The following is a 12842-nucleotide window of genomic DNA, read 5'->3' on the forward strand; positions in this document are numbered from 1 at the left end:
TGAAAGCGGAAGGGGGATACATAAGTTATGTCAAAAAACATTTTAATTGTGGAAGATGAAGATATTTTGCGTGAAATATTAAAAGATTATTTTTTGAGCGAGCAATATGTAGTGTTTGAAGCAAGAGATGGGAAAGAAGCTTTAGTTGTATTTGAGGAAGAAGAGGTTGATTTAGTTATTTTAGATATTATGTTGCCGGAACTTGATGGATGGTCTGTTTGCCGAAGAATTCGTAAAACATCTGAGGTTCCTATTATTATGCTGACGGCACGTGTAGATGAAGATGATACGTTACTTGGATTTGAACTTGGGGCGGATGACTATGTGACGAAGCCGTATAGCCCACCAATTTTATTAGCAAGAGCGAAAAGGCTGTTAGAAAGTAGAAAAGTAACGAAGCAACTTCTAGAGAATGAAGATGATACATTATCCATCCACGGTATTCACGTCCACTTCCCATCGCGCACTGTTACGGTAGATAGGACAGACATTAATTTAACACATACTGAATTTGAAATATTAGCGTATTTCATGAAAAATCAAGGGATTGTTTTAACGCGAGAGCAACTCATTTCAAGAATTTGGGGATATGAATTTGCTGGTGACGATCGAACGGTTAATAGTCATATTCGTAATTTAAGAAATAAATTAGGAGAGAAAGCAAAGTGCATTACAACTGTAGTACGAACAGGTTATAAATTTGAGGGGAATGTATGAGAAAGGGGATTGTACTAAAATTATTTGCCCTCACAACAGCATTATGTATGTTAATTTTAGCGACGATATTTATTGGACAAACGATATTTTTTAAACAATATTATGCGAATCGAAAAGTAGAAGATATTAAAGTGAATTTAAATTCCTTTGAGAAGAATTATTTGAATTATGCAGGAAGTGCAGAAGGAATTCAGAAGCTGGAGCAAGACTTTTTAAGAGAAAATAATACGTGGATTACAACGTTAGATCAGAATGGGAATTTAAAACATGCGGATGATTTTTATTTTGAAGTAACGATAGATCGTAGGCAACAAAAGAGCTTTGGACAACAAATATTCAAAATTCCTTTATACAATCTCGTCAATATAGAGGAGATTGATAATAAGTTATCAGATCCGTTTTTAGGACAAGAAATTTATTTTTCTGGCGTGAAAAAAGGTGATAGTTTTATTCCATTCTCTTTCGCGTTAGGTAAGCAAAATTTAAATGGATCTAATAAACCGTTAGAAAAAGCGTTTCAGGAGAAAATGAAATTAGATGAGGAGAAAAAGAGAGCGGATCAAGAACAACTTGTTAAAGAAAAGAAACCAGCTGTTCAGGAAGAATCTGCTCAGGAATTAGATACTTACATAAGAGGACGTGTTACGAAAGTACAGTTTCCTGATGTAAAAGGTCTTGTAAATCCAATTTATAAAAATAGTCTATTCTTAGATAGCATAAAAGAGTTTCAAAGGGATGTATTACTAAATGAAAGTAATCAAATAGAATATTCAATAAAAACAATGGACTATGAAAAAAATGATATAAAATATAAATTATTAATGAAACCAATAACAGAAAGAGACGGATCAGTCACATATATTTATGCGATGGCTTCTTTACAGCCTGTAGATGAAGCTGTACAAATGGTGCAAGATTACTACATTTACATCATTGCATTTGTAGTCGTTCTTATTTTTCTAGCTTCGTTCTATTATTCAAAACAAATTGCAAAGCCGTTATTAAAAATAAATGATACGACGAAGAAAATAGCACACTTAGATTTCACAGAACAAATACCGATTACTTCAAAAGATGAAATTGGTGATTTATCGAAAAATATTAATGCATTATCTAATAAGCTCCATTCGCATATTGGACAGCTAGAACAAGATATTGAAAAGGAAAGAAAGTTAGAAAATACGCGGAAAGAATTTATTTCTGGTGTTTCGCATGAATTAAAAACACCGCTGAGTATTATGAAAAGCTGTATTTCTATTTTAAAAGATGGAGTAGCTGAGCATAAAAAAGAATACTATTTTCAGGCAATGGAACGAGAAGTAGATAAAATGGATACTTTAATTTTGGATATGCTGGAGTTAGCTAAATTTGAGTCAGGTACATATAAAATGAAAAAGGATGTATTTTATATCGATACAGTAATTGAAGATATATGTGAACACCTTTCTGTGGACATAGAGAAAAAAGAACTTCATGTGCATAAGAATATATGTTCATTTGAAGTAGTCGCAAATCAAAGTCGGATTGAACAAGTAATCGTGAACTTCATTACGAATGCCATACGTTATACACCGAATAAAGAGGATATTATTATTTCTACAATAGATGAGAAAGATCGTATAAAAGTGTGTATTGAAAATAAAGGTACTCACATTGAAGAAGAGCAATTAGATAAAATTTGGGACCGTTTTTATCGCGTGGATGCAGCTCGCCACCGTTCACAAGGTGGAACTGGGCTTGGTCTAGCTATTTCTAAAAATATTTTAGAACTACACGATGCTGAATATGGGGCAGAAAATACAGAAGATGGTGTATTATTTTACTTTTATTTACCTAAAAAAGTGTAGATGATGCATGCTACGCTTTTTTTAATTTATTTTCATATTATCTTTACCTAATCTTTATTTTTAAACGATATAATCTGGGTAGAAAATGAGGTTATGTAAGGAGTCGATGAACCGTGCATAGCAAGTGGCTAAGTATAATGGTATTTATTTTCTTTTGTGCATTTATTGTATTTTTAATTGATATTACGATATAACAAAAAGAGCGCTTATTAAGCGCTCTTTTTGTTTGAATTTATTTGATAAGCATTGATGCTCTTGAATAAGCGAGGTGAAGTAAGAAATAAAAATATAAGTAAAACGGTACATAAAATAAAAGAACCGAGCATTGTACTGCCGTTTACGATTAATGAGTATAGAACTGCTGATTGACCTTTCGGTGCATATTGTCCCCAGAAAATAATACCAGCAATAAAGTGGCAGAAATAGCGAGCAAAGCTACCGATAAATGTAGCAAGGATAATATAAGCAAGGACTTTCTTACCTTCGTTTTGTTTTGATGAAGGTTTTTCTTTACGGGTACCTAAACTTGATTGTTCTAAGTTATTTTCATTAGACGTTAAAAGTGCTTTTTGAATTGGACGATAGAATAAGCCAGCAAATCCGATAAAAGCAAAGGCAATGAAGTACTCAATGAAAGCTTGAATAGGTGTTAAAATGTAAGCATCTCCTACGACAATTTGTAATAGTCCCCAAACTAAACCACCTAAGAAAGCTGATTTAAAGCCCCAGCGGTATGCAATAATAAAAATAGGAATCATAGCGAATGAAATGGAACCGCCTGTTGGAAGTTTGATTGATAATGGTAAAATGTCGATGACCAAGGCGAAGGCTGCAAGAATTGCAGATTCGATCATCGCTTGTAAATTGGTGTTACGCATGTTGTCTCCCCCTAAATCCAAGTTGTACAAAAAAGAATAGATATCATAGGAGGATACGAAATACGTAAATAAAAAAGAGGTATGTATTTCGGACGTTTGCACAATCCCTGCGTTAGCATTAACTAACAGGTTCGAAGGGTCGGAACGAAGTGTTCCCTCTCAGCGGCATGGCTCCCCCAGTGATAACGAGATTCTTTATTTGCTATTGTTTATTGTAAGCGAAATGGATGAGAATGGCAAACGAATACAGTATGACAATGATTGAAATAGAATTGTAGTGAAATGTTAATAAATATGAAGCAAAAGGGTATAGTACAAGAGAAATAGAGTGTGCTATAATTTTTTTGAAAATAATTATCATTCTCTTCTGAGGGGGAAGGTTATGAGCTTAGTAGATATTAAAATCGGTGAGAAAGTGTTAGTAAAAAGCGTTCAGTCTTTAGATCATTTACTGAAGAGAAGATTGGCTGCTTTCGGTCTTTCTGAAGGAAGCGAACTTCGCATGAAGCAGAAAGCGATGTTCAAAGGTCCTTGTACATTGGAGTGTCGTGGACAGTTAATTAGTATTCGTCATTGTGACGCGAAAATGATAAAGGTGGAATTAGCGTGAATAAGGTAGCTTTGCTAGGGAATCCGAATACAGGGAAGACATCATTATTTAATGCACTTACTGGTTCTTATGAATACGTAGGAAACTGGAGCGGTGTAACAGTAGAAAAGAAGGTTGGTAAATTAAAAGATAAGCAAGGAACATTAATTGATTTACCAGGTGTTTATGATTTGAATCCAGTTTCGCGTGATGAAGGTGTCGTTACAAATTTTCTACTAACAGACGAATTTCATCATATGTTAAATATAGTGGATTCTTCGCAATTCGAGAGAAATATGCATTTAACGTTGCAATTACTTGAGTTTGGAAAGCCGGTTTCAATCGGATTAAATATGGTCGATGTGGCAAAGCAACGAGGCATTGTAATTGATGTAAAACGATTATCAGAGCTATTAGGTGTAACAGTCGTTCCGGTCGTTGCAAGAAGTGGAAAAGGCTGTGAAGAACTACTTGCTACTCTTAAAGAAAATGACAAAAACGAGAAAAAGCCATTCATTATTTCATATGGTGTACAGATGGATGAAGGAATTGGAGAGGTAATAGCTCTTTTAGAGACAGCGAATTATAAGCATCCAAGATGGTTAGCCCTTCAATTTTTAAGCAATAACGAAGTAGTAGAAAAAGAAATGAAAGCATTACCAATTTATAAGGAACTTGTAGCCATTCGATCTCGCTTAGAAGGAAAACTTGATTGTACGTTGGAAGAGCACATTTACAAAACTCGTGAAGCGTATATTGAAAAGTTAAAAACAAATGTTATGAAGCATGAGAAAGAAGGAAAAATTCCTTTTTCGGAAAAAATTGATAGATTAATTACACATAAAATTTTAGGACTTCCAATCTTTTTAGCAGTTATGTTTTTTATTTTTCAGGTTACGTTTACGTGGATTGGTACACCTTTATCCGATATGTTAGATGAATTTTTTGGTGGACAGCTTACGGATTGGGTAACGGCTGGGCTCACAAGTGTTGGAGCTTCTGATTTTATTCAAGCACTCGTTACAGAAGGTATTATTGCCGGTGTTGGTGCGGTATTAGTATTCGTTCCACAAATCTTTGCACTATTCTTTTTCATTTCATTATTAGAAGACTCAGGATATATGGCGCGAATTGCAGTTGTTATGGATAGAATTATGGAGTTCTTCGGTTTAAATGGAAAAGCATTCATTCCGATGATTATCGGTTTTGGATGTAATGTTCCAGGTATTATGGCAGCGAGAACGATTGAACAAGAAAAAGAACGTTTACTTACAGTTCTTGTAACACCATTTATGTCTTGTTCGGCACGTTTACCTGTATACGCATTATTTGCGGGAGTATTCTTCCCTCATAGTCAGGCAACTGTTGTGTTTTCTTTATATGTTGCAGGTATTGTTCTTGCATTATTAGTTACAAAAATTATGTCTCTTACCATTTTAAAAGCGGAAAAGTCTATTTTCGTCATTGAACTACCTCCTTACCGCGTGCCACAAGCGAAAACGTTATGGCTAAGCACGTGGGAGAAAGGGAAAGGATTTGTTCGTAAAGCAGGTACATTCATCTTCGGTGGTTCTGTTGTCATTTGGTTATTAAACTATGCAGGTCCATCAGGATTTGGTGTTGATATGGGAGATAGTTACTTAGCGATGATTGGTGGATTTATTGCACCACTATTTGCACCGCTCGGCTTTGGAACGTGGCAAGCTGCAGCATCTCTTTTAACAGGATTTTTAGCGAAAGAAGTTGTCGTTTCTACAATGGCAATTATTTATGCGGTGAAAGAAGATGTGCTTGGAAATGTAATGGGAGCACATTATACTGCGTTATCAGCATATGCATTTATGTTCTTTATTTTATTATATGTTCCGTGTTTAGCGACAGTAGCTGTTATTAAACGTGAAACAGGATCAACGAAGTGGACAATTTTCTCTGTCGTTTATCCACTCGTTGTTGCTTATGTATTAACGTTCATTATATACCAAGTTGGATCCTTACTCGGATTCTAGAAGGAGATGTATTAGAGTGATGGTCAATATTATAATCGGAGCTATCATTTTTGGTTATGCAGCATACACGTTAGTTAATTTTGTAAAGAGAAGTAAAAAGGGAAAATGCGCAGCATGTTCTTTAAATAAATCATGTCAGTCGCAAACTTGTAGTCCGGATATGGAGCAAGTTGCTCATAAATAGAAAAAAGCTTTGCGAATTTCGCAAAGCTTTTTTGTTTTACTTTTTAATTTTTACAAGTTGAGAAGCTTCTACACCGTTGTAGCCAGGGAATTCTTTACTAGGGTCTTTATCGAATTTTAATACCCCAACAGATTTTTCATCGCCTTTTACATTTACGTAAGTTGCATCATCAACAATCGCGAACATGTCGGCATATGCACGTCCACTTCCGATAATTGTATTGCCTTCGTATTTTAATTTTGCCCCATCAAGTGTAGCATTTTCTACTTTTTCTTTAGCAAATAATACACCTTGTTCTGCTGTTACAGCTGGTAATTTATTAAGTGGTTTCGTGTCGTCTTTTTCATCAACTTTGCTAAGTAACTCTTTCTTCACGAGTTCTTCACCAGTTTTCTTATCCATGACAAGAACTTTTTTACCCTCTAATGTTGTCATTTTCATTTTATAGAAGTCTTTTTCTTTCACTTCTTTTTTGTTTTTATCTGTAATTTGTTGAACTTGTTCTTCTGATCCGTACAGTACAAAACCGTTTGCTTTCTCTCCTAATAAAGAACAACCTGATAATGCTCCGAATGAAATTGCTGCTGCTAATCCGATGCCTACTAATTTTTTCATGATGATTTCTCCTTTTTATATGTTTTATTGTAAATACAGTTTTTGTATTAGTTCTGAAATGATGAGAAGCTTGTTCGTTGCTTCTGGTATTAGTGTATAAGAAATATTGCAACGTAACTATCGAGTTAGCTTACAGTAACATTACAATAATGTAATTTAGTGAAAGTGCATAAAAATAAGTCAATTCTGAAGAGGGTTAATGAGAATATATTAGGAATACAATGTTTTATATAGAATGTCATATTATATTGGCTGTATTTTGGAAATAACATGTAAGGACATATTAGTTTTGTTATAATAAACACGTAGGCTGTAAAAATGAATATTCTTTACTGTTAAGGGAGATTTTTCAGTTTTCCAAGTAGTGAATTTGAAATATGAGGTAAGTCATAGGAGGAATTAGAATGTCTGTATTTAAACGATTACGAGATTTAACAATGTCGAATGTATATTCATTAATTGAAAAAGCGGAAGATCCAGTTAAGATGACGGATCAATATTTACGCGATATGCAAGCGGATGTACAAGAAGCTGAGAAAAGTGTAGCAGCTCAAATTGCACTTGAGAAGAAATTCAAAATATTATTTGAAGAGCAAGAAGCACTTGTGAAAAAACGTGAAGAGCAAGCTCATATGGCTGTTCAAGCAAGCAATCTTGATCTTGCACGTCGTGCTCTTGAAGAAAAACAAAACGCAGAGCAAAAGATGAATGAGTATAAAGCAAGCTATGAGCAAAACAAAGCTGCTGCCGATAATCTTCGCCTGAAGCTAGAAGAAATGCGTAAGCAATTAACAGAGCTGAAAAATAAACGTGAAACACTTGTAGCACGTGTAAATGCGGCGAAAGCACAAAAGAATATTAATCAGGCGATGTCTGGATTTGATTCAAATTCAGCAAAAGCTGGTTTAAGTCGTATGGAAGAGAAAGCTCTTCAATTAGAAGCTGAAGCAGAAGCAAGTGGTGAAGTGTATAAAAAAGAAAAGTCATTAGATGATGAATTCGCAAGCTTAAACAAAAATTCTGCTGTTGACGATGAATTAGCTCGTATTATGAAGCAGTATGAGAAATAATATAGAATAGACAAAGAAACCGACATGTCTGAAGAGAATTCATGTCGGTTTTCTATTACATTTTAGAGGAGGTTTTGCAATGACATGGACAAATGTGTTAGCCATGCTTGTATGGACTGGAGCAAGTGCAGTACTTTTATTTGCAATTATGTGGGTTGATTCAATTTTTACTAAATACAATGATTTAAAAGAAATAAAGAATGGGAATACAGCTGTAACAACGCGTTTCGTTATGAAATTATTCGCGCAAGGGTACATTTTATCTCAATCCATAACGAAAGCAAATGACTTATGGCAAGCGCTACTTGCATCAGCAGTTTCTTTCGTTATTTTATTAGTGGTAGAAATGTTTATCGAATTTGTGTTAAAGAAAATGTCCGGTTTAGATTTAGAAGAAGGTACGAAAGAAGGCAGTGTTGCGCATGCGATGTTGGCCGGATCATTACATATCGTTGGTGCACTTATTTTAGGTGCTTGTTTATAAAGAGAGAAGGAGGGGTAAATCATGAGTTTATTTAAACGAATTAAAAATATAATGAAGAGCCCAGAACCGCCGAAACCGGAGAAGAGTTTGTTAACGTTAGCTCCTGGCGATATGATTGAAGTTTCATTAGTCATGTACGAATTAACTGGGAAAACGAGTATGCATTCTCGTAAAGAAATTGTTTTAACACTGCAAGACGGGAAAGATATTCGTTATTTAAAAATTGAAGATCGTGAAAATACGTATTACAAATTATATACACCAATCGATGGTCGTTTAGATTCAATTGATGAAGTTCCGACGACAATTGAAATGGATGATACAGAGTACCATATGGAAGAGCAATATAACGGACGTGTTGTTGTGATGGGGAAAACACCATTCTCTGCTTCAGAGGAACAGTACGTATGGGAATTCCAATCAGATAACCGAAAATTATTACGTATTGAATGGCAAAATGGTCGCACAATGATGTATGAGGGAGAAGCAATTATTCCTGCTGATGTACAAATTATAAGAGCAACGTAAGGGGGCGTAATCATGTCAAACCGATTGTTTACCATGATTAAATCGTTCGTAATCCCTATACTTGCTATCGTTCTATTACTTGTTGTTGCTGGATATGCCTTATCAGGTTGTCAAGGCGGGCAGACAAAGTCGATTCAAGACCGTTATCCACTTGAATCTGTCGCAAAGGAAGGTAAACAAGAATCTTACGTGTATAGGGCCGTCAATCGGTCAGTTCCTGAAGTCGCAAAGGAACTCATTAATGAAAGAGAACCGAAGCAAGCATCTAAAGAAGACGAAAATCAAATGTTCCTCGTTTATTCTGATAAGATTTATAACCTGCAAAAGGATAAAGAGAAACCTTCTGATACGTTAATTGAAATAAGTAATAAAGAATTTGTCCGTCAAAATTACCAACCATCCTTCCTGCAAGGATATATTATGGGAAGTATATTAAACGATATATTCGGTTCACGAAAATCATCATACGGTGATTATCGCGGATATAATGACAGACAAAATCATAAACCGGTTATTCCAGAAAGACCACCGACGAAAGAAGAAAAGAAAACCCCGCCTCCAATTACGAAGGAAGGGAAAGGATCTATCATTAAGCGAGGCGATAATGTAGATTCGAAACCTTCCGTAGGAGATACAGGAAGTATTACGAAAAAAGGAAGTAGTACGCCTCCGCCTTCTACTGGAAGCAAAGGAAAAATCACAAAAACACCAGGTGGCTCAAGCGGATCAGATGTGAAGCCGAAATCATCTATTAAAACGCCGCCAAGGAATACATCTCCTCCGAAAACGAGGGTCGGTGGTTCAGGAAAAATTACGAAGAGAAGATAGTTATAGAGACCGAAAAGTGGAAGTTGCTTTTCGGTCTTTTTATTGTGGAAATTAATTCCTTGTAGCTGGTACAATTAATGTATAAGGAGGGATTAGTATGACTATGTATAAAAGATTTAGTGTAATTATGTTCCTCGTCTTATTTCTCAGTTTGTTTATTAGCACAACGATGAAATTCCACTTTGTAGTAGGTATTCTATGGATACTATGTACATGTACTCTTTTTCTATATGTTCCGCTTCGTTTTCAACAAGAAGTGCCCGCCTTTCAAAAATACGTAGCATGGATTAAAAGAGGAAGAAGATGGGGAGAGTAAAATTATATCAGCGATTATTAGAATATATCGACTTACCGACAAAGACTGCAACTTAATAATAAGAAGAGGGTGTGCCAAATTGTTGGCACACCCTCTTTATTCATAATGATTAATGAATATCACGTTTCTTAAAGTTACCGCCTTTTACTTCTGCTACGTCATAAACAGTAATAAAGGCATTTGGATCGATTTCATTAATCAAGTCTTTCATTTTACTTTCTTCTAAACGGTTAATTACACAAGAAATTTCTTTAAATTTCTCTCTTGAATAACCACCGTATACTTCGTTATACGTTGCGCTTCGGCCTAAACGATCACGAATTGTTTCTACCATTAATTCAGGTTCTTTCGTGATGATTTTAAATGTTTTCGAACCACTTAAACCAACTTCAACGATATGAATGACTTTCGAAGCGATAAAGTAAGCAATTGCCGAAAGGATAGCTCCTTGAAGACCGAATACTGTTGATACGAAAATAAATACGAACATGTTTAAGAATAAAATAAGGTCACTTGTTCCAAAAGGTAACTTACGAGAAAGTAATACAGCTAGCATATCGATTCCATCTAATGCGCCGCCGTTACGTAATGCTAGTCCCATACCGAAACCGATAATAATACCACCAACAACTGTAACGAGTAGTGTATCGCCTTCAATAATAGTAGGTATTCCGTGCATAACAACGGTACCTATTGCTAATGAAGCAATCCCGATAATAGAATAAATTGCAAAGCTTTTACCTATTTGTTTATATCCTAACCAAACGAAAGGAATGTTAATAACTGCGATTAGAGCTCCTAATGGCAATCCAAATAATCTTGAACTAACGATACTTAAACCAGTCACACCACCGTCTGATACGTTATTTGGAATTAATACCGCTTCTAATCCGTATGCTGTGATAAATGCCCCAATAATAATCATCAAAGCTTTTGAAGCGATTTTTAGCTTATTGGGCTTGTTTTTGATAATTTTCTCCATGTAATTTCCTCGTTTCAAACTAGTTTCTTATTTGTTACGTCATTCACACCTACATTCCATTTTAACATTTAATTTGAAAAAATACTCCTTTAATGGATGTATGCAGGGAATATTATCACCATATTATATTTAAAATATTTTTGAAATGAGTATAAGAAATCCCATCCTTTCAAAGGATGGGAGGTTATTAAGAAATGATAAAACTAAGCACGGATAGGAATAAAGAAAATCCTAAAATAGCTCCGCAAACTTTCATATGACGTTTACGCCCCATCACAACAATTGCGACATACTCACGAATCATTGCATTAGGCCAGTAATAAAATGCAGTTTTTGATCCGATTCCTTGGCTATTAAGACCGGCTTGCCTTGCGTATATGCCAGCACGGAAAAGGTGGAAATTATTTGTTGTAAAAATACTTCTATACTTACCTTCAGGTTTTAAAGAATCCATAATTTCTTTAGAGAACGACATATTTTGATATGTGTTTACAGAGCGATTTTCTTGCACTGTATGTTCAAGCGGAATACCTTTTTCAACAGCATACTTTTGCATCGCTTCTGCTTCAGGAAGACCTTCATCTGGACCCTGTCCACCAGAGAATATAATTGTTGGTGGTGTATTCACAGCGGCCTGTTTCCAGTAAAAGTCGATTGCTTTATTAATACGACTTGCAAGTAAAGGCGGTACTTTATCATTAATTAAGCCGCTACCAAGAACAATAATGAAGTCTTGATTACGTCTTGGTCTGTTGAATTGATATAAAAAATAAGCGCTTAAGAAGTTAGATAAGTGTATAAAGAAATATATGGTTATAAGAGAAATTCCAGCAAAAATAGGTTGCAAATGTGATGAGAAGAAACTTGCTGGACTTATGAAAAGGAATAATATAGAGAATAAAATACCTAAAGCAGCAATAAGTGTTAAACAGTTAGTAAAACGTCGTCCTTCTCGTTTCATTAAAATTCTCGCATTCAGAAATAGCCCAAACATTAAAGCAACAACACCGAAAGGAATCATAACGACAAATGCTAAAATAGGTAAGACTATTATGTAGCCTAGGATAGTGTTACTTGAGTCCCAAGATACAATCACACAAAACAGAAGGAAAAAACAGAAAAAGACATTAAATAAAAAGCCATTTATTATTTTTCGTGGATCCTTTAAGTAAGAGATAAGAAAAATAATAAACAATATAAGAGGAATAATTCCGAAATACATAAATATAGTACACCTCAATTTGTATAATAATTTGACATACCTTCTATATTACATGATTTTATAATTGAAAATGAAAGGAAAAATGATTTCGAATTTTCTCAATAAAGTGTATGGATACATATGTTAAAATGTATGTAAGGTGATTTATTAGAAGTAAAATGGTTGAAAGGGCACTCTATGGAGTGTCTTTTCTTTTTGATATGTAATTATGCATATTATATTTATTTTCAAGTAAAGAGGATTAAAATATAAGTGGTAGGCAGACTATATAAAGCAGAATTTCTTACAAACATTTCCCTCTACTTTTTGTATCTAACAATCGTATAACAATAAATAATTCTGTTTTATAGCGTCTGTTTATGAAAGGTGCCCTCTTTGAAGGCACCTTTTTGTTGTTTCATGTAGATACTTTTCACTGTTAATATAGTGGAAAGTATCTATACTAAACATTAGCAATCTTCCGTATAAACATTATCAATTTACTATATATTCCAGTGGTGTTAACCTACATATGAAAGGCTTTCTTTTTCAAAATATTACCCCTAATAAATTTTTGAAGAAGTCAACTGTCTCCAA

General features: G+C 34.6%; 14 protein-coding genes and 1 riboswitch. Of the genes, 10 read left to right on the forward strand and 4 right to left on the reverse strand.

Annotated elements, in window-relative coordinates:
* The first annotated feature begins 27 nt into the window (after positions 1-27).
* The gene (locus DN389_RS03040) at positions 28-717 is read left to right on the forward strand and encodes a response regulator transcription factor (protein ID WP_060486642.1); all 690 of its coding nucleotides are present in this window, start codon (positions 28-30) and stop codon (positions 715-717) included.
* Positions 714-2564, forward strand: a complete 1851-nt coding sequence (locus DN389_RS03045) for a sensor histidine kinase (RefSeq protein WP_149236793.1) — start codon at positions 714-716, stop codon at positions 2562-2564. The genes DN389_RS03040 and DN389_RS03045 overlap by 4 nt, the downstream gene beginning before the upstream one ends.
* Before the next feature lie 209 nt (positions 2565-2773).
* Here DN389_RS03045 and thiT read toward each other — a convergent pair whose 3' ends face one another.
* Positions 2774-3442, reverse strand: coding sequence for an energy-coupled thiamine transporter ThiT (thiT, locus tag DN389_RS03050; RefSeq protein ID WP_097856768.1), 669 nt, complete (start codon positions 3440-3442; stop codon positions 2774-2776).
* Positions 3443-3528: 86 nt separating this feature from the next.
* Positions 3529-3630, reverse strand: a riboswitch (TPP riboswitch).
* A gap of 194 nt (positions 3631-3824) precedes the next feature.
* Here thiT and DN389_RS03055 point away from each other — a divergent pair.
* The 3 genes from DN389_RS03055 to DN389_RS03065 are packed head-to-tail and all read left to right on the forward strand — an operon-like array spanning position 3825 to position 6221.
* A complete protein-coding gene (locus DN389_RS03055) occupies positions 3825-4052 on the forward strand; it encodes a FeoA family protein (protein ID WP_000060518.1) in 228 nt (75 codons plus the stop codon).
* The gene (feoB, locus tag DN389_RS03060; RefSeq protein WP_088064653.1) at positions 4049-6037 is read left to right on the forward strand and encodes a ferrous iron transport protein B; all 1989 of its coding nucleotides are present in this window, start codon (positions 4049-4051) and stop codon (positions 6035-6037) included. The genes DN389_RS03055 and feoB overlap by 4 nt, the downstream gene beginning before the upstream one ends.
* 16 nt (positions 6038-6053) lie before the next feature.
* Entirely contained in the window at positions 6054-6221 is a 168-nt protein-coding gene (locus tag DN389_RS03065; RefSeq protein WP_000989599.1) for a FeoB-associated Cys-rich membrane protein, read from the forward strand.
* A gap of 36 nt (positions 6222-6257) precedes the next feature.
* On the opposite strand, the gene DN389_RS03070 is transcribed toward DN389_RS03065, so the two are convergent.
* On the reverse strand, positions 6258-6836 hold the full coding sequence (locus DN389_RS03070; RefSeq protein WP_097889156.1) for a lipoprotein BA_5634 family protein: 579 nt from the start codon (positions 6834-6836) through the stop codon (positions 6258-6260).
* A 404-nt stretch (positions 6837-7240) separates the two neighbouring features.
* Between DN389_RS03070 and DN389_RS03075 the strand changes: the two genes are divergently transcribed.
* The 5 genes from DN389_RS03075 (at position 7241) to DN389_RS03095 (ending at position 10062) form a co-directional block, all read left to right on the forward strand.
* Positions 7241-7906, forward strand: a complete 666-nt coding sequence (locus tag DN389_RS03075; RefSeq protein WP_000110287.1) for a PspA/IM30 family protein — start codon at positions 7241-7243, stop codon at positions 7904-7906.
* 79 nt (positions 7907-7985) lie between these two features.
* A complete protein-coding gene (locus DN389_RS03080; protein ID WP_000220323.1) occupies positions 7986-8390 on the forward strand; it encodes a DUF350 domain-containing protein in 405 nt (134 codons plus the stop codon).
* Between the two features lie 21 nt (positions 8391-8411).
* Positions 8412-8918: a DUF4178 domain-containing protein gene (locus DN389_RS03085; RefSeq protein WP_000051753.1), complete on the forward strand. Its 507-nt coding sequence runs from the start codon at positions 8412-8414 to the stop codon at positions 8916-8918.
* A 12-nt stretch (positions 8919-8930) separates the two neighbouring features.
* Positions 8931-9746, forward strand: coding sequence for a DUF4247 domain-containing protein (locus DN389_RS03090; RefSeq protein ID WP_098189503.1), 816 nt, complete (start codon positions 8931-8933; stop codon positions 9744-9746).
* A gap of 97 nt (positions 9747-9843) precedes the next feature.
* Positions 9844-10062: a hypothetical protein gene (locus DN389_RS03095; RefSeq protein ID WP_000180096.1), complete on the forward strand. Its 219-nt coding sequence runs from the start codon at positions 9844-9846 to the stop codon at positions 10060-10062.
* A gap of 109 nt (positions 10063-10171) precedes the next feature.
* Here the strand turns inward: DN389_RS03095 and DN389_RS03100 are convergent, their stop codons facing one another.
* Positions 10172-11044 carry a YitT family protein gene (locus DN389_RS03100; protein ID WP_000411242.1) on the reverse strand — a complete coding sequence of 291 codons (873 nt, stop codon included), beginning with the start codon at positions 11042-11044 and terminating at the stop codon, positions 10172-10174.
* 187 nt (positions 11045-11231) lie between these two features.
* A complete protein-coding gene (locus tag DN389_RS03105) occupies positions 11232-12266 on the reverse strand; it encodes a YdcF family protein (RefSeq protein WP_088123594.1) in 1035 nt (344 codons plus the stop codon).
* Between the last annotated feature and the right edge of the window lie 576 nt (positions 12267-12842).

The organism is Bacillus sp. AY3-1 (assembly GCF_008368785.1).
GTDB classification, from domain to species: domain Bacteria; phylum Bacillota; class Bacilli; order Bacillales; family Bacillaceae_G; genus Bacillus_A; species Bacillus_A wiedmannii.